Source organism: Vibrio sp. 10N.222.52.C12, assembly GCF_041474215.1.
In the GTDB taxonomy this organism is placed as follows: domain Bacteria; phylum Pseudomonadota; class Gammaproteobacteria; order Enterobacterales; family Vibrionaceae; genus Vibrio; species Vibrio crassostreae_C.
On record NZ_JBFRTR010000056.1, the window covers coordinates 49,195 to 67,308 of the forward strand.

General features: G+C 43.7%; 17 protein-coding genes, 2 tRNA genes and 1 pseudogene. 10 read left to right on the plus strand and 10 right to left on the minus strand.

Annotation, left to right across the window (positions count from 1 at the left end; translation table 11 throughout):
* Positions 1-77: 77 nt before the first annotated feature.
* The gene (locus AB4623_RS11610; protein WP_372146426.1) at positions 78-1,325 is read right to left on the minus strand and encodes a RidA family protein; all 1,248 of its coding nucleotides are present in this window, start codon (positions 1,323-1,325) and stop codon (positions 78-80) included.
* Between the two features lie 569 nt (positions 1,326-1,894).
* A complete protein-coding gene (locus tag AB4623_RS11615) occupies positions 1,895-2,779 on the minus strand; it encodes an AraC family transcriptional regulator (protein ID WP_017067592.1) in 885 nt (294 codons plus the stop codon).
* A gap of 193 nt (positions 2,780-2,972) precedes the next feature.
* Here AB4623_RS11615 and AB4623_RS11620 point away from each other — a divergent pair, with 193 nt between their 5' ends.
* The 6 genes from AB4623_RS11620 to AB4623_RS11645 all read left to right on the plus strand — a co-directional run bounded on the left by AB4623_RS11620 (position 2,973) and on the right by AB4623_RS11645 (position 8,914).
* Entirely contained in the window at positions 2,973-4,121 is a 1,149-nt protein-coding gene (locus tag AB4623_RS11620) for an iron-containing alcohol dehydrogenase (RefSeq protein ID WP_372146428.1), read from the plus strand.
* A gap of 225 nt (positions 4,122-4,346) precedes the next feature.
* Positions 4,347-5,093, plus strand: coding sequence for an amino acid ABC transporter ATP-binding protein (locus AB4623_RS11625; protein WP_102333483.1), 747 nt, complete (start codon positions 4,347-4,349; stop codon positions 5,091-5,093).
* Positions 5,093-5,890: an amino acid ABC transporter permease gene (locus AB4623_RS11630; RefSeq protein WP_017072207.1), complete on the plus strand. Its 798-nt coding sequence runs from the start codon at positions 5,093-5,095 to the stop codon at positions 5,888-5,890. Before AB4623_RS11625 ends, AB4623_RS11630 begins: the two co-directional genes overlap by 1 nt.
* 12 nt (positions 5,891-5,902) lie before the next feature.
* Positions 5,903-6,712 (plus strand): transporter substrate-binding domain-containing protein, encoded by an 810-nt coding sequence (locus AB4623_RS11635; RefSeq protein ID WP_017062665.1) that lies wholly within the window; start codon positions 5,903-5,905, stop codon positions 6,710-6,712.
* Positions 6,713-6,850: 138 nt separating this feature from the next.
* The gene (locus tag AB4623_RS11640; RefSeq protein WP_102428564.1) at positions 6,851-7,777 is read left to right on the plus strand and encodes an amino acid ABC transporter permease; all 927 of its coding nucleotides are present in this window, start codon (positions 6,851-6,853) and stop codon (positions 7,775-7,777) included.
* 192 nt (positions 7,778-7,969) lie between these two features.
* Positions 7,970-8,914: an ADP-ribosylglycohydrolase family protein gene (locus AB4623_RS11645; RefSeq protein WP_102428565.1), complete on the plus strand. Its 945-nt coding sequence runs from the start codon at positions 7,970-7,972 to the stop codon at positions 8,912-8,914.
* Between the two features lie 63 nt (positions 8,915-8,977).
* Here the strand turns inward: AB4623_RS11645 and AB4623_RS11650 are convergent.
* Positions 8,978-9,859 (minus strand): annotated as a pseudogene (locus AB4623_RS11650) (LysR family transcriptional regulator).
* 102 nt (positions 9,860-9,961) lie between these two features.
* Between AB4623_RS11650 and AB4623_RS11655 the strand changes: the two are divergent.
* Positions 9,962-10,573 (plus strand): LysE family translocator, encoded by a 612-nt coding sequence (locus AB4623_RS11655; RefSeq protein ID WP_102428566.1) that lies wholly within the window; start codon positions 9,962-9,964, stop codon positions 10,571-10,573.
* Between the two features lie 68 nt (positions 10,574-10,641).
* On the opposite strand, the gene AB4623_RS11660 is transcribed toward AB4623_RS11655, so the two are convergent.
* The 6 genes from AB4623_RS11660 to AB4623_RS11685 all read right to left on the minus strand — a co-directional run bounded on the left by AB4623_RS11660 (position 10,642) and on the right by AB4623_RS11685 (position 16,042).
* On the minus strand, positions 10,642-11,829 hold the full coding sequence (locus AB4623_RS11660; RefSeq protein ID WP_102333476.1) for a DUF1501 domain-containing protein: 1,188 nt from the start codon (positions 11,827-11,829) through the stop codon (positions 10,642-10,644).
* 8 nt (positions 11,830-11,837) lie between these two features.
* Positions 11,838-13,199 (minus strand): DUF1800 family protein, encoded by a 1,362-nt coding sequence (locus AB4623_RS11665; protein ID WP_017081500.1) that lies wholly within the window; start codon positions 13,197-13,199, stop codon positions 11,838-11,840.
* Positions 13,200-13,339: 140 nt separating this feature from the next.
* Positions 13,340-13,792: a GNAT family N-acetyltransferase gene (locus AB4623_RS11670; protein WP_102333475.1), complete on the minus strand. Its 453-nt coding sequence runs from the start codon at positions 13,790-13,792 to the stop codon at positions 13,340-13,342.
* A gap of 46 nt (positions 13,793-13,838) precedes the next feature.
* On the minus strand, positions 13,839-14,261 hold the full coding sequence (locus AB4623_RS11675) for an N-acetyltransferase (RefSeq protein WP_017067098.1): 423 nt from the start codon (positions 14,259-14,261) through the stop codon (positions 13,839-13,841).
* Between the two features lie 99 nt (positions 14,262-14,360).
* Complete coding sequence (locus AB4623_RS11680; protein ID WP_004731484.1) at positions 14,361-14,699, minus strand: zinc ribbon domain-containing protein YjdM; 339 nt, start codon at positions 14,697-14,699, stop codon at positions 14,361-14,363.
* Between the two features lie 179 nt (positions 14,700-14,878).
* Entirely contained in the window at positions 14,879-16,042 is a 1,164-nt protein-coding gene (locus tag AB4623_RS11685; RefSeq protein ID WP_004731486.1) for a threonine/serine exporter family protein, read from the minus strand.
* Positions 16,043-16,567: 525 nt separating this feature from the next.
* On the opposite strand from AB4623_RS11685, the gene AB4623_RS11690 reads away from it, so the two are divergent.
* From AB4623_RS11690 to AB4623_RS11700, 3 genes are all read left to right on the plus strand, one after another.
* Positions 16,568-16,642: transfer RNA gene (locus AB4623_RS11690), tRNA-Gly, on the plus strand.
* Positions 16,643-16,680: 38 nt separating this feature from the next.
* A tRNA-Gly gene (locus tag AB4623_RS11695) sits at positions 16,681-16,755 on the plus strand.
* A 325-nt stretch (positions 16,756-17,080) separates the two neighbouring features.
* Complete coding sequence (locus tag AB4623_RS11700; protein ID WP_102428568.1) at positions 17,081-17,338, plus strand: hypothetical protein; 258 nt, start codon at positions 17,081-17,083, stop codon at positions 17,336-17,338.
* Positions 17,339-17,464: 126 nt separating this feature from the next.
* On the opposite strand, the gene AB4623_RS11705 is transcribed toward AB4623_RS11700, so the two are convergent.
* The gene (locus AB4623_RS11705; RefSeq protein WP_102333473.1) at positions 17,465-18,019 is read right to left on the minus strand and encodes a copper-binding protein; all 555 of its coding nucleotides are present in this window, start codon (positions 18,017-18,019) and stop codon (positions 17,465-17,467) included.
* Between the last annotated feature and the right edge of the window lie 95 nt (positions 18,020-18,114).

The following is an 18,114-nucleotide window of genomic DNA, read 5'->3' on the forward strand; positions in this document are numbered from 1 at the left end:
TCGGCCTGTTGAGTTTGCTCCCTATTTGGAAGCTAAACCGAGATCTGATCGATATTATCGAGAAGGGTTCAATTGATTTATGCAACAACGTCTTGTGGAGGTGTCCCTTCACAGTTAGAAACGACAGCATCAATTTGTACTAAAGCATTCATTGGGATTTCTGAAACCCCTACTACCGTTCTTGCAGGCAGCTCAGCATTAAAGAATGTGGTGTAGACTTCGTTTACCACATCAATATCTGAAATATCCTTAAGTTGAATATTAATTTTCACCGTATCGTCCATGCTATGGTCAACGCTTTCAATTATCGCCTTAATATTGTTTAAACATTGTTCCGCTTGTTCTTTTACCCCGCCAGCAACGATTTCATTTGTTTTCGGATCTAAAGGTAATTGGGCTGAAATATGATTGTAGTGAGAGAAAGCAACAGTATGCGAATAGGGCATGAATGGTGCAGCAACAGTATTATTAGCTTCAATAACCAGTAAGCGAGTGTCTTCTGGTAATTGCGGCGGTGTACCGTCACCATGTGAAACGGATGTATCAATTTGAATTAAAGCGCCCATTGGTAGTTCAGCGGCGTTAACAACGGTACGAGCAGGAACGTAGCTTGGGAAGAATTTAGCACATACTTCATTTACCACTTCCGCATCTGCGATATTTTTCACGTAGATAGTCGTTTTAACCACATCATTCATGACATGACCGATACTCTCTAGAACCGCTTTAATGTTTGATAGACATTGTGCTGTTTGCGCTTCGATACCACCATCAACCAACTCACCTGTATTTACATCGATAGGCAATTGAGCCGAAAGGTTGTTGTAGTGAGAAAAAGCCGCAGTCTGCGTCGATACAGTACTTTGAGGCGCGTTATCTGTATTTCTTGATACCTTAACTAGCGCGCAAGGTGCTTGTGGTTTAGTGCCTTCGCCGTTTGAAATAAGCGCATCCATTTGAACTAAAGCGTCACTGTTCGGTAGCGCAGCTACGCCCACGACTGTGCGTGTAGGGAGGCTGTTTTCGAAGAAGCTTTTGTAAACTTCATCAATAGCATCGATATCAGAAATATTCTTAACGAAAACATTAATCTTCACAACATCATCCATAACATGGTCGATGCTTTCAACAATGGCCTTAATATTATTTAAGCATTGTGCTGCTTGGTCTTTAATATCACCAATCACTACTTCACCTGTTTTAGGGTCAACAGGTAATTGAGCTGAAAAGTTATTATAATGAGAAAAAGCGACCGTTTGTGTAGATACAGAATTAATTGGTGCGTTTTCAGTATTTCTTGAAATTTTAATGATATCGCTACTCATCGGAATTATCCTTTTAATAATATAGTCATACGTATTTATATTTAACAATCGTATTGGAAAGAATGATTAAAGTAGCGCCATATTAAGTGAATTATTTTAAGGTAAACGTGATATCAATCAGACTCTCAGTTGACTACAAATCAGCAAGTTACAGAATAATTAGTCATCAAACGACTAATTATCCGTCGTACTAGGCTTTATCAACTGCTAAATTATCTTTAATTTTAAGTCTATTCAATAATCCTGAATACTCTCTCTGATAGTACGGTGAGTAATTCCAGAATTTTAGATAATATTTGATAGGTTGTTCACACTAAAACTTCGTTAATAGCTAAGTTAGTGAGTTTCTCCCCTATACCTGTGCATAAACTCTTAGGCTATTTAATTAATTATTTTCGAGAGCTTATTTTATATAAGTACGTTAATAATATATTCGAGAATCAAATACCTACAATCTGACAATGCCTATGATTAGATACATTTACTCATATAATTCAACAAATATGAGCAATCGTCACCATAGCTTTTGGCATTATAGCTCTCAACACATAGTTTCGTTGAAAGAAGAACTAAACCGCTCTTGGAGTAGTATTGAAGTGGCGCTTAAATTCGCGGCTAAATTGAGATGGGCTGGAGTAACCGACTCGACGTGCAGCATCACTAATACGAAGGCCTTCTAGTTGAATCAGCTCTTTGGCTTTATTAAGTCTAACCTTTTTCAAGTATTGAAGAGGTGATTCAAAGGTGACATTACGGAATGCATTGTGGAAGGCAGACACGCTCATGTTGGCTTCGTCAGCAAGCGATTGAACGGTGATGGTTTGGTCGTACTCTTCATGCACTTTAGACAGCGCTTTGGCAACACGTGCGTAATGGCCATCATGATGAGCTAAATCAAACAGCACACGCCCTTCTGAACCGGTTAATGCGCGGTAGACAATCTCCGTTACCATGGCATCGCCCAATATGTTGGCTTCAATGTCGCAATGCAGCGTTTTCACCAATCGGGTAAAGCTCTCTAGCATTTGCTCTTCCATTGGCGTCGATTCTAAGCCACTCGAGTTCTGTTTGTGCTTGTTGCAGTAGCTCTCTAAGAAGCCTTGATCTTCGAGCTTTTTGACTAAGCTATGCAAGCGTTGAGAATCAATGCTAATCGACAAGCCAAGCAATGGTTCACCATTAACAGGCAAGGCTTCGCACTCTAACGGCATTGGCACACCCACCACAAGATAATCACCTGCAGCGTAAGTCACTGGCCTTTCGCCAATGTAGATGTTCTTTTTACCCTGTCCGAGCATGATAATGCCAGACTGGTAAGTAAATGGCTGACGCTGATTCCCTCCACTGCTTCTATACAACCACACGCCGCTAATTTCAGTTTCTCTGATCCCTTCGAGATCATCCCAACCTTTGTGTTCTACATATGACTGTAACAACTGAGCGAGTGTTTTCATAAGTGGCGACTTTCCATTCCAAGTGCTAAGAGTAAGTAAGCTAAAGCAGAGGAAGAATATCAAGTTTGTAGAAATAGGCAATTTATTTGGAGGAACAGCTCTTCATTGACCTAGATTACTGTACTAATATGCAAATATAGAAATTGAGCAATAAACCAAAATAACAAATTTCGCTTTACACAAGGAATCTCTGATGCAATTTACTTACGTTAACCCTACTGTTATCCATTTCGGCCAAGGCCAAATCAACGCTATCAGCCAAGCGGTTGATACTTCGAAGAAAGTACTGGTCATCTATGGTGGCGGTTCAATCAAGAGCAACGGTGTTTACGACCAAGTTGTAGAAGCTTTAAAAGATCACTCTTGGATTGAGTTCTCTGGCGTTGAAGCAAACCCTACCAAAGAGACGCTAGACAAAGCAGTCGCTCTTGTTAAAGAAGAAAACGCAGAGTTCATTATCGCTGTTGGCGGTGGTTCGGTAATCGACGGTTCTAAATACGTTGCTGCAGCGGCTAAATACGACGGCGACGGTTGGGACATTCTAGCGGGCAAACACCAAGTAACTGAAGCGACGCCAATCGGTGCGGTGCTGACTCTTCCTGCGACAGGTTCTGAATCTAACATGGGCGCGGTAATCACGCGCAAAGCGACTCAAGAGAAGCTTGCTTTCCTTAACCCTGCAGTACAGCCTAAGTTTGCGGTTATGGACCCAGATGTAATGAAGTCTCTACCTGAGCGCCAGCTGATCAACGGATTAGTTGATGCGTGGGTTCACGTATGTGAGCAATACATCACGATGCCAACAGACGCAATGGTTCAAGACGGTTACGCAGAAACACTGCTTAAGAACCTAGTTGTACTGGGTAAGCAATACGACGAGCGTGACAACGATGCATGGCGTGCAAACCTAATGTGGACAGCAAACCAAGCGCTTAACGGCCTGATTGGTACAGGTGTTCCTCAAGATTGGGCAACTCACATGATTGGCCACGAATTCACTGCACTATGGCATGTAGATCACGCACGTTCGCTTGCGATTGTTCAACCTTCACTACTTCGTAACCAAATCGAAGCGAAGCGCGGCAAGCTAGAGCAAATGGGTCGTAACGTATTTGGCCTAGAAGCGGGTGCTGATTTAGCAGAACGCACAATCGCTGCAATCGAAGCGTTCTACCACAGCCTAGACGTAGCAACCATGTTCGACGGCTACGAAACAAACAAAGCAACGGCGATTGACAATGTTGTCGCTCAACTTGAATCACACGGTTACCTGCAACTTGGCGAAAACCAAGCAATCACGCCAGAGAAAACGCGTGAGATTTTAGAGTCTGCGATTCACTAAGAATTGCTAAAGTAGAGAGAAAGCAAAGACAATGGTCACACAAAGATGATTTTTTACATCTGACTGAACCCATTACTTATTTCTTTCGTACAAACAAAGCAGCGTTCATTTTGGGCGCTGCTTTTTAATTTGCCCTACAAGATGCTATTAAATTCTCATAAGTCCTTAATTTTATGTGCATTCAGATTTCTATATTGGTAAGGTAAACCTGTCTCTTTACTAGGTATGAACAACGATTTGAACAATCTCAAGGAAATGGTTAAGTTTAAGTCACTTAACAAGTGGTATGGTGATTTTCATGCCCTAAAGGATATCGATTTAAATATTGAACAAGGAGAGATAGTGGTGATTTGCGGGCCGTCTGGTTCGGGTAAATCAACATTGATCCGTTGTATCAATCAGCTAGAACCTTTCGAAAGTGGCGAACTTTCCGTGCTAGAACAAGTACTCCCGAGTAAGTTCAACACACCGGGCCAAGTCGGAATGGTGTTTCAGCACTTTCATTTATTCCCCCATCTTACCGTGCTTGAGAACCTAACTCTGTCGCCAATTCGTACGCTTAAAAAAAGCAAACAAGAAGCCGAGAAGATAGCAATGCACTATCTAGAGCGTGTGCACATTGCAGAACAAGCCAACAAATACCCAGTGCAACTTTCTGGCGGCCAGCAACAACGCGTGGCTATCGCCCGTTCCCTGTGTATGAAGCCGGAATTACTCTTGTTTGACGAACCCACTTCAGCGCTTGATCCGGAGATGATCAACGAAGTGCTCGATGTGATGGTTGAACTGGCGAGCGAAGGCATCACTATGGTGTGTGTGACCCACGAAATGGGCTTTGCAAAACAAGTGGCCGACCGCGTTATCTTCATGGATGAAGGACAAATTGTGGAATCGAATACTCCACAATCGCTTTTTGAAACCCCTCAACATGAACGTACTCAAGCGTTCCTAAATCAGATCCTGACTTATTGATGTTGATTCGAATTATTAAACCCGCCCTATCTGCTTTGGTACAGATTGTTGTACTGGTGGCTGCTGTTGTTTGGATTCTCGACTCTGGTGCACAAACCATGGGATACAGCTGGCAATGGGAGCGTGTGCCGGACTATATTGCTTTCTATGAAGATGGTGAATGGTGGCCTGCAGAATTAGTTGAAGGGCTACTAGTTACCATCAATATCTCTTTGATTTCTTTGGTTGCAACGCTGGTGATTGGCTTAACCACAGCCCTATTGCGAAACTCCAATTCGGTGGTTGGACGCACCTTAGCCACCAGCTATGTTGAGTTGATTCGTAACACGCCGTTATTAGTACAAATTTATTTGCTCTATTTTGTATTTGGCCCCGTATTAGGGCTCGATCGCTTTAGTACTGCCGTTTTAGCCTTGGCACTTTTCCAAGGCGCTTACACCGCCGAGATATTTCGTGCTGGTTTAAATGGTATTGCGAGAGGACAATTTGAAGCAGCTCAATCCTTGGGCTTATCAAAGACCTATACTTACTGGGATGTGATTCTTCCTCAGGTGGTGCAACGCACCTTGCCACCTTTGACCAATGAAGTGATCTCTCTTATTAAAAACTCTTCAATTGTGAGTGTCATGGCTATTTTTGACCTGACGACTGAAGCCAGAAACATTGTTTCTGAAACCGCGATGCCATTCGAGATTTGGTTCTCTGTGGCGATCATTTATCTTGCTCTTACACTTTCACTTTCTGCCGTTGCTGCTTGGCTTGAGCATAAGCTCGGAGCTAACTGGCGAACACAATAAGGATTTATCAGCATGAAGCTATTTAAAACCGCAATTACAGCCCTACTTGCGCTTGCCGTCAGTTTGCCTGCTCTTGCTTCTGAAACGCCTAACCTAGACAAAATCAACGAACGTGGCTCTCTACGCGTTGGTATGTCGACGTTTGTTCCTTGGGCGATGCGTAACAAACAAGGCGATCTTGTTGGCTTTGAAATCGACGTGGCGAAACGCCTTGCCGAAGATTCGGGTTGGAAAGTCGAGTTCGTTCCTACGGCATGGGACGGCATCATCCCTTCTCTACTTTCGAACAAGTTTGATGTAATCATTGGCGGTATGTCTATCACTGAAGCTCGCGCTAAAAGCGTATTGTTCACTGAACCTTACTCGCACTCCGGCGTCCAACTGGCGGCGAATAAAGAGCTAGCAGAAGGTTATACACAAATCTCTGATTTTGATTCTCGCCGTGTAAAAATCGCTGCGCGTCGTGGTGCGTTCACAGTTCAAGTGGCTCGTGAAACCTTCCCTAAAGCGAAAGTTCTACAGTTCGATGACGATGCTCAAGCATTCCAAGAAGTGTTAAACGGCAACGCGCACGCAGTTATCGCGTCTAGCCCGAAACCAGAACATGAAGCGATTAAAAACGCAGACACGCTATTTATTCCATTCGAAGAACGCCTATCAAAAGGTAATGAAGCATTTGCAGTTCGCCTAGGTGAAACTGACAAGACAGAATTCTTCAACGAGTGGATCAAAGCACGTACTGAAGACGGTTGGTTGAAAGAGCGTTACGAGTACTGGTTCTCTACTCTAGATTGGCAAGACCAGATTGCTCAAGGTCAGTAATCAACTGCCAATTAGACGCTAAAGAACCAATCAAGGCAGTACCTTGCTGGTACTGTCTTTTAAGAAACACCCGAGATAGCTATAAACTCATAGCCACTCTCACAGCATATTAATTATCATTGTTTAAACAGGAATGACGTGAGTAGTACTAGCGCATTATCAACGCCCAAGCCCAACCTTCACACGAAGCCTTGGTATCAACGCCTCAATCTATTAGATGGAGTGTTGTTTGCGATCATTTTCGCGTTCGCAGGTTGGCTTTATTATCGTTCCGCTGTTGGTATTAACTACCATTGGCGCTGGGAAGATGCGTTTACCCTGATTTTCATTCCGCCTTCTCAAGGCAATATTCCTTACTTTTTCCAAGGCTTGATCGCGACACTGCGCTTGAGTGTTTGGAGCATGGTTTTAGCACTCTCTTTTGGCACATTACTTGGCGTTGCTAGGCACTCTAAAATTGCTTTCTTTCGTACGCCTGCACTGATTTTTATCCAACTGGTTCGAAATATTCCACCACTGGTTTTTGTCTTCATATTCTATTTCTTCGTTTCTAACCAACTGATTCCATTACTTGGTTTAGAAAGTATCTTACGTGAACACAACGGCGAGATTAACGCTGTTCAAGCCTTTCTGTTTGGTCCTGCTAACCTTTGGGAAAACTTGGCGTCTGGTGTTATCTGTATTGGTTTGCTCTCTTCGGCTTACATCGCAGAAGTGATTCGAGCTGGCTTAGAAAGTATTCCTAAAGGGCAATGGGAAGCGGCCGATTCACTCGGCTTATCGGCGTTGTCTAAGTATCGATTTGTGGTTGGCCCGCAAGTATTAACGGCCATCACACCGCCTTTAGCAGGTCAGGCAATTTCTCTAGTAAAAGATACCTCGATTGTATCCCTGATTTCGATTCAAGAGATGACATTTGTTGGCACTGAAATGGCGAACTCTTCCGGTTTGATCTTCGAGATCTGGCTGATTGTAGGCTTCGTATATTTTGCTTTATGCTTTGTGCTTTCGCGTCTGTTCAAAGTGATTGAGCAACGTTCTAGTGCTTACCTTAACCATCAGTAACGTCATTAATAAGAAGTACCGACTCGCCCAGCTATTCATCACCCTTACCCATTTCACCTGATTGATTTAAGTTATTGATCAGTCAGAATTTATTCCTTCATATTTCTTCTTAGAAACACAGCAAAATGCTCGGCTAATCACTATACTTAACGTATCGAACTACGTTGATTCATCTCAAGGACATCGCTCAACATGGACAATCATAAAGAAAGAGCTTTTTACGCCGTTGTCGGCGCATTAGTTGGAGACGCTGCTTCAATGGGGCTGCACTGGCTATATGACCAAGAGAGGATCTTACACGTAGCAGGTTTTGAGCCAGAATTTCGCTCACCGAATCAGTTCGATTATCAAGACAAGGGCTACTTTGCTCACCAAGGAAAAACCGCAGGTGAACAATCACAGTATGGTGCTCAGCTATTGGCGATGGTCGACAGTTTAGTCGACAACCAACAGTACGATGAAGCGAGCTACATCAAGCACTTCCGATTCTGGTTTGATTTTGGTGGTAGTTGGAAAGGCTACATTGATAAAGCGACTCGTATGAGCTTGTTGAACATCCATCAATTAGAATTGGCAAACGCTCCGATTACAGCGTGTGGTGCGGATGATACACAGCTCCCCACAGTCTCAAAGATCATTCCATTAATCGCATGTACTTATACTTCTCACACCTTACCAGCAATGGTAGAGAGTGCGGTACGAGTGACCAACAACAACGACAAAGCCGTGGAATGGGCACAAGCCATCACCTTATTGGTTCAAGCGGCAATTCAAGGCAACTCTCCACTGCAATCGGTAGAAATGGTGCGACAAACTTGTAGCAAGTTCATACACGATCAAATCGACGAAGCACTGGCTGATCCAGAGCTTTCGATTACAGATGCCGCGAAGAAGTTTGGATTGCATTGTGAACTGAGTGCCGCGTTCCCCTTGCTGATTCGCATTATTGCAGGTGCTCAGAGTTATCAACAAGGCATTCGCGACAACATCTTATGTGGTGGTGACAGCTGCGGTCGTGCGATTGTAATTGGCGCGGTATTAGCGGCGTGTTTCTACGAAGGAGATGGCGAAATTCCAACCGAATGGCTAAAACAAGTCGAACTCAATGGTGGCGTGCTGTCTTTGCCTATTGAGTGATTTCCACAACAACGAACTAGAGCCTGACATAAGACAAGCACACTTCTAGGTCGGATGTCGTTCCTATAAAGTTGGAACACACTGCGATAACTCATTCTTCAGCCAAACAACAAACGGGCTTTCTGGCTCTTCATGGTTGCTATCTTGCGTGAGCAATATGTACTGGTGACCAGAAGGTACGAAGCCAAACGGCGCGATCAAGTTACCTCTTTCAAGATCGTCGGCGACAAGTGGATAAGACCCAAGCGCTATGCCTAACCCATCGACAGCCGCCTGAAAGCAAAAGTAGAAGTGTGCAAATGTTTGGTTCGCTCGAGCTTTTGACCACTCTCCACCATTAACTTTATCTATAGTGATAGCACCCCAATGACTCCAAGCACCTGGCCGTGTACTGCTGTGCAGTAATTTCACATCATCTAAGTTATCTTTTACCTGCTGCCAATAACCCGGGGAACACACAGGGCCTACCCACTCTTCAACTAGTGGTATCTGTTCGTAACGCTCGGTTAATTTAAAGTCATCTCGGCGAATCGCCATATCGAGCCCTGTCGCATTCAAGTTCACAGGCCCACCAGCAGTCGACAATCGAACATCAATTCCGGATTCGTTATAGAAATCACCGAGTCGAGGCATTAACCAACGCATGGTCAATGTGGGTTCGCATGAAACTTCCAACGCTTGATGATTCAGCTGATTAAGCTTATGGACTCCAGTCTCCAAGGCTTGGAACGCTTGCTCTGTGTAACCTTTGAGTAATTCCCCTTCTTTGGTGAGACACACATTCCTGCCCTGTTTGTAGAACAAAACTTGGGATAAGTGATTTTCCAATACCTTGATCTACTTACTCACCGCGCCATGTGTGATATTGAGTTTATCCGCCGCTTCACTGTAACTACTCGAATGCGCTGCTACGTGGAAAATATGAAATGCTTTCAAATGTCTCATGTGTGATTTTTTCTCACAGATAGGTGGAATTCATTTCGATTATAGGCAGCAATAAAAAACCATACAATGCTGGCTCATCAAATATAAAGAGTTGGAGTCATTATGGAGTGGTTAATCCTAGCAGTATTGGGACTATTGATTGTTATCAGCCCAGGCGCTGATTTCGTTTTAGTTTTGAAAAACAGTGTCAACCAAGGAAGACAAGCAGGGATTTGGACTGCAATCGGTGTGAGTTTAGCGATTTGTGCTCACATCAGTTATTCAATGCTTGGGATCAGTTACTTAATCTCACAGAATGAGCAGCTGTTTGACATGATTAGATACGCAGGTGCAACCTACCTTATTTATCTAGGGCTAAAAGGTATCTTGAGTGCGGACAACAAGCTTGCACCGATGGAAGATGCAAAGCAAAGCACCAGTGTTTGGCGCTATTTAGCCCAAGGCTTCTTATGTAACGTGCTCAACCCAAAAACCATGTTGTTCTTTTTGAGCATCTTCAGCCAAGTCATCTCACCTGATGCAGAAAACCAGCATGTCGCGCTCGGCTATGGGCTTTACATGATCGTTCTTCACGGTTTATGGTTTGGCGTTGTCGCTATGCTGTTTACTTCGAATACATTGCAAAAGCATCTATTGAGAGCAAAGAAAAGGCTTAATCAAGCATGTGGATTTGGCTTAGTGACGTTCGGAGCACTGTTGGCGATTAAATCGTAAACAAGCGAGTCACAAATAGAGAGCGATTCAAACGACTGAATCGCATCTAACTGGGTCTTGGTAAAACTCTAAACAAGATTCATCGGTCTAATATCGGCACTATCAGGGAAGATAGCGTTGAGTTGTTTCACTTCTATCGATAAATGTCGGTTGAGCACACCCTTGATAACCGAACGCATATCAGTCGTTGGACTAAGGTCTCGGCCTTCATATAGCTGGCTTTGGCTCAAGCCCGGCCAATTGGTAATAACCTTACCACCCGCTCCTTTCAACGATGGCAGCGCACCACCCGCAACAAACATGACGTTGCCAGTGCCATGGTCGGTGCCTTTGGTGCCGTTTTCTTTTGCTGTTCGACCAAATTCACTGGCTGCAATGATCACTGTCTTCTGCCAACGATCACCTAGTGAAGCTTTGAGAGCCGCTAACCCAACATCCAAAGTTTTAAGCTGATTACTCAACCGTCCATTTACGTTGCCTTGATTGGCGTGAGTGTCCCACCCACCGAGTTCTAACGCTGCGATGTTTGGTCCGTTATCAGCCGACAATATGTCGCCTGTTTTACCCATCAATGATTTAAACTGTTTGCCGACACCTTGGTCGCCTACCAGTTGATCTATCTTCATGACACTTTCAAAGTTTGAAGACAGCATTTGGTCACTTTGAAACAACTCTTCCAGCAGTTCCGTTTGTTTATCACGTGTTTTTAAGCGGTTTGGGTACCAACTTGCAACGGTCGATTCGCCCTGCATGATGAGTGGTAAGCCCGAATCAATCGCTATTCCATCGTATTTTTCTGAGCTCAACGTGAGTAAACGGTTAATCCACCCTACGGTGTTAAACGGGTCGGAAGTGCCATTCTCCAATATCTTCTGTCCATCAAAATGTGAGCGCTCGCGATAAGCGGTTGAACAAGCGTGTACAAAGCTGAGTTCGTTACTCTCATACCATTGATGGCATTGCTTTAGGGACGGATGGAGCCCAAAGAAATCATCCAACTTCACTAGCTGTTCAGGTTTTAATCCGATGTTGGGTCTCAAATTAGAGTAATCCGGATCGGCATGCGGCACTACAACATTTAAACCATCCATCGCGCCACGCAGTGATACCCAAATGAAGATATTGTCTGAACCTGTTTTGGCAAAGCTTGGAAATGGCAGCATCGCACTGACGCCAACAGCCGCCGCAATACCCATGAACTGGCGGCGGTTAATACTATGTGGCGCTTTATTCTGAGAACAATCTGACTTTTTCATACCCACTCCTAACGATATTGAAACTGCGGACTTAGCCACAACAGGGAAAGTTGCATTGCAGCGCTGTCGGCTTTGTTCAATACAATTTGGGTGTGTTCATCAATAGCATCGCCATATAAACCCGCGATCACTTTATCCACTACCGCTTTCGGCTTAACTCCTGACGCTTTAGCCGATTTTATTGCAGCAGACGCAAGCCTATTCGCAACTTGCATACGTTGAGTCAACGCCGAAGGGCTATTGTAGTCTCTGTCTTGATCCGACCAGCCTGCAGGTGAACCCGGTTTAAAAGGAGGCTGCCCTAAATTGTTGAGTGCATTGAATGCCTGTTTCTCGTTTAAAGAAATATCGGCACTACGAAGAACGGCAAACAGCCACTCCTTCGGCGGTCTAAAACGATTAGGGTTAGGTTTACTCGCCTCAGCGCTGTTCAATAACAAGCGATAGATAGGCAGTAAATCTCCCTCGCCTTTCAGATATTCAGCAACCATTTGCTCTGAGAGTTCTTTAGATATGTCGCCAATGAAATGCTGGCAAAGCTTATCAACCAAGTGCGCAGCAGTGTCTTTGTGGGTCGCTAAGGTTTTTAAACACGACTCTCCTTGCGAGACCCCGGATTGAGAATAGGACTTTCCAAGCAGTGTGATACTTCCTGGCTCATGCAGATTATTAGCGAATCGAAAACCAGCATCAGGAGATTTGAATTTAATGCCCCAGCCTGAAATGCCTTTTGCTAAAGCAATAACATCTTGCTGAGTATAAGAACCGTCAACGCCAAGAGTGTGGAGTTCTAAGATCTCACGAGCGAGGTTCTCATTGAGCCCCTTATTACGGCGCTTTCCGACTTTTGAATTGGGACCAATCGAGAGTTGATTGTCGAGATACAGAAGCATCGCAGGATGTTTAGAAGAAGCCATCAGCATCTCGCCAAAGTTACCATTCCAATGCTGGCGAACCACATCGTTTTCAATGCTGGCGGCCAAGGGCATCAGTTTTCGATTATCGACCGAGATGGCGAAGTGATTGCTCCAAAACTGAATGATGCGCTCTTGAAAACCATAAGGAGTTTCAACACTTTGTAGGTGGCGAGCTTGAGCTTGTTGTCGATACTGCGTTCGAAGAAAAGACTGCGCTTCTTTCTTCGTGGCTTGCATCTGTTGTTCGTCACCCTTGGCCTTCATTCGTTGTACACGATTCTCTCCTACTTTAATCAGAGTAGATTCAGTACTCGGTAAGTCTTGTATAGCTTGGTGAACGAATGGCTTTTTATCCAACTGTTCTACAGGAGAATAATAGGTTGTTTGACCTAGTTTGGGCCCAAAGCCAAACCTTTGTTCACCCACGATTTTTGAAGTCGGGTAATAATTCATTGCACACTCCCTTACGCTCGATCTTTTCTAAGTGTAATCGCTTAGTCATCAAGCATAGGGAGCTTTACAAGGTTTTACGTTAGATAAGTGTCAGGTGCCTATCAAGTTACCGACACGGTGTGATCATTTTGAATGAGTGTCTATTTACGCCACATATAGACAAACTGCTCGTTTTGCGAGGTGATTTCAAAGCCAAACCTCAAGTACAACTCCCCAACTCGATTACCTTGCAGGTAACAAAGTTCGACGGGTTTATTGAGGCTGTCAGCCTTAGTTAAGCAATCTTTCAGTACTTGGCTGCCGATGCCCTTTCCATGATACTCAGGCAATAAGAAGAATCGGCAAAAATAGAAGTACTCGCCTTTGTCTTGCAACAACACACTGCCAATCGCTTGACCTTGATATTCAATGATTTCAGGCCGTTCTTCTGCCCACTCTTCAGCGTGTATATCTCGTTGAACCTGCTCATCCCAGCCAAATACGGCCTTGATAGGTTCGAACTCAGCGGCCCTCTTAAGCTCGAACAGAAATTCATAATCTGATGACTGAGCAGCTCTTGTTGAATGCGAAAGAGCAGCTTTAACCATGTCCATATGATGTTGATTCCTGTTACTTTTCTACCGGGTTTAGTTATCAAGCTTAAGATAAGTGCATGGTGTATTCTTGATGTCCTGTGTGCTCATCAGTTTGTTCGCTCACAATAGAGAAACCTTGAGACAAGTAGAACTCAATGGTCGCTTGGTTCTCTTTATACACATTCAAAGACAGATTCGGGCATTCAAGCTTCGCGTGTTGGATAAGTTGCTTACCAACACCACAGCCTTGATGCTGTGGGCTCACAAATATCGCCGCTAAGATACCTTCATAAAGCGAATAAAAGCCACAAACCTCACCGTCTACTTGATACACGTAAGTTATTGATGCAGGAATGTATATGTCGCGCATATTACCTACTTGAGACTCCCAGAACTCAGGAGCCACAAAGTCATGCGCCTTGATCGAGGCGGTTAACCAAATATCTAAAACGACCTCAATATCAGCTGGGTTGTACTCTCTAATCATCTTAATTCTCTAAAATTATTGCGTTTTAATATGCGAATCAGTATGTCGAGAAGCGACTTAAACTTATTGAAGATTTACGACAATTATTTGAAACAATGGTTACTGCTTCTTAACGTACTTCGCCGTAACCAGCATTTCACCGCCACCATCCAGCTTGCAATCTAGTTGGTGATCTTTGCCTTCATTGATGCGTCGAATCACAGCTTTAGTACCAATTTTCAATACGCTAGAACTGCCTTTAATTTTTAGATCTTTAATGAAGGTAACTTTATCGCCACTTTCCAATACAACGCCATTCACGTCCTTAACACGCGCGGCTTCTCTTTCTAAACGCTCTTCTTCTGGGTTCCATTCGTAGGCGCACTCAGGGCAGATTAGGTTGTTTTGGTCTGGGTAAACATATTCAGATTGGCATTGCGGGCAAGGAGGTAGAGACATACGTTAATACTTAATTTAAATAGAATTTGTTCCATTTTAATGGCTCTTGTCAGGCTTAGCGAGCATAAATCTAACAAGTTTTACGGAGAGCTAATTGTCTTCAAAAAAGAGCAGCACCTAAAACGAACAAACACAGCCGCTAAGCTGTGTTTGTTTAAAGGTTTGAAAAGCGGAACGGCTTAACGTTCGACTTTTGGTGAGTAAATCGAGTAAGCGGTAATTTGCCCTGCCACGATTGCCGAGAACATGAATAACGCCGATAAACCAATACTCGGGATAGGCAAAATCGATTGTTCAAACACCGACTGGCTGGCACTCACTAATACTCGGCTACCCGGAACCAAGATGATGATCCCTTGCACGATATAAATAGAACCCGTGAGCTCCATCTTCTTGGCAATCCAAGTTCCGTACAAAGTAATAAGAACCGTCGTCACCCAAGTGCCGACAACCCAACCACTATCAAAACCTAGATAGAATGGGCCCCACATACCGAGAACGGCAACTGGCAAACCAAGTAAGATGTCTTTAGGGCGAGCATTGAACATCACACCGATAGACACAGAGATCAGCACCAAGCCAGATATGTGCATCCACATCGGTACCGCGTTGGTATAGTCGATGGAGACCGCTTGTCCCCATATCGCTTCACCGATGTTGAGCCCCATGATAATCCCGACAAACAGCTTAATCAGGGTTAAGGCGCTCTGCCCTAGCAAGCTGGTACCAGAAACCAAGTCATTAAACGCCAAACATTCTAATGCGTTAGCTATGGATAACCCGGGGACAAACAAGACAATCGAGGCGATACACAACGCCCACACCGGAATCGGCAACCCTGTGCTCGCCAGAAACGCCACGAAGATACCGGTTAGCAGTGCCGAGATGAACTCAACCGCGATAGCACGACGTGAATGAAGAACTTGCTGACATACCCACACCATCAAACCCAATAACGCAGAAAAGCCCACCGCTTCCAACGTACTGCCCACCAGCATCAAATAAGCAGGCGGAATACCCATATTGGCAAGTGCAGTCACAAATTTTGAGTAACCGACAGGTTCTGGTACAGGCTCACTGCTTGGCTGGTTAATACGAATGATCGTATTGGCCAACAAACTCAGGTTAATTGACGCAGGCTTTAGACGCTTAAGAATAACGGCGTTGTTATCGTCTGGAAATTGATAGTTAATCGCAGTTGGCGTTGCTTGGATCATCACATCCACACCATGCTTTTTTGCATAGAATTGAGTGTATTTCTCTAGCTTGTAAGGAGCACAACCACTGCGGTGAAGAGTGTCACCAATTTCAACAATTTTGTTAATTCGGAACTGAGAAGGCATGGGAATTTTAGGGGAGACAAAATGTGCGGCAAATGTACCAAACGATAGACGGAATGACGAGACTTTTGCGTGAATTATCAACTGAACTCGTTACTTTTTTCTGCAAAGGCTTATAAGTGCCTATAACTCTACTCATTTGGGATTAGTTTACTGAATGTTTTGACAGGCTGATAAGTTAAATTTATGCATTCAGATTGTTATTAGTGGACGCCAAAACACAAATAAAAATCAGTTTATGTTAACACTCCAAATTCCTTAATTTTCATGAGATTTATGACAACTAAGCACCACCAAAGCGTGTTTATAAATTGACTCGGATTTATCGCAAAAAGCAGCATGACATCTACTAATATTTCTCGCCCTCCTTTTAACGAGATTTTAGTCACGTTTTATTCACTCTGAAAGCGCCGAACATGATGGAAAAACTAGCGGAGTGGTGGTTATGCGAGCACTTAGAATAAAAATGAAAGAAAAAGGTTTCGTTTTCAGTTAGATGTGGCATTATCAAACTCGTTAAGACGATGTGCGTGCATCGTATAATGGCTATTACCTCAGCCTTCCAAGCTGATGATGCGGGTTCGATTCCCGCTGCACGCTCCAAGTCTCTTAACGCCTCAGTCTGACTCATAAGACAGTGTGCGTGCATCGTATAATGGCTATTACCTCAGCCTTCCAAGCTGATGATGCGGGTTCGATTCCCGCTGCACGCTCCAACTTCTCCTTAAGCTTCATTACGCACTTTCTTCCAGCGACACCCTATTCAAAAATTTTCGCCGTTTGCTAAGTCCATAATCATTAAATCTATACTGACTAAACTTATTTTATTTAAGCTTAGATTGACGAATCAACGCTAAGTGACCAACCAAAGCTATTAACTCCTTAAATTGCTTCGTATTTCTGACACCTATCCAAATCACACATTGCAGTTCAGCTTTTAATGATTTTCAAAATTGTTCCAATTTAATAATCTTGGTCAATATCTGCAAAAATCATTGTGGTAATGTGCGCGCATTAGCAACAACCCACAAAATAATAAAAATGTTTAAAATCAATGAGTTAACAATTAACATCGAAGCAATTAATGTCGCGTTAGCAAAAGTTGAAAATGCCAATAAAATTCAGCTAGATACATTGAAAGGTTATGTGAACAGCGAGCCTGAACAGGCTGTACTGGCTTTTCGATCGCTGAATGAAGCAGAGTCAATCGATGACAAGTTTAAAAAGATCATGGCAGAGCTACCGCATCTGAGCGGCGAAGCACACCATCTGCTTGAAACTTCTATCTTGCTACAGTGACTATAAATAAAGATAAGCCTCAGCGAATCCCTCACAGCAAAGCGCTTTAGGTATAAGTTAAGACTTATCTTTAATTTTCTAGCCCTCATTGAATTTCTAATTCAACAAAGCGCTATTGATTAACGTCTAAAGCGTTAACGACTTCACCATACCCGCTTCAGCGTGACCAGGGATATTGCACGCTAACTCTACGTTATTATCACCATAGAAATGCCACAGCAATTGCTTCGCTTTACCCGGCTTAACTGTAACTGTGCTACCCGAGTCATGGGCGTGATTACCCGTGTTTTTCATCATTTCACGGTGCTCTAGCTGCTCTGAAGCAGAACCAATCGAGAATTCGTGATCAATCTTGCCCGTATTCATCACAACGAACTGCACCACATCGTTCGGCTCAATTTCGACCTTGTTCTTAAAGGTAATTTTCATATCGTCACTTAGCAGAACATGAACCACTTTATCCGGCTTTGCGCCTGTCGCAGGCATACCCACTTCAGACATGCCTTCCATATTCATCATCGAATGGTCCATCTTTCCATCCTTCATCATGCTGTGATCCATTTTTGAATGATCCATCTCTCCACTCTTCATCATCGAGTGGTCCATATTCGAATGGTCCATTTCAGCAAAAGCCGTTGCAGTAGTTAACGTCAGTGCAATCGCAATAAGTGTCTTTTTCATGATCGTTCCTTAGATTAATTCAGTTATTTATTTGTTAGTTTCAAATGTTCATGTGGTACGCCCTTACTCACTCTGTTTTGGTAAGTAAGGGCTAA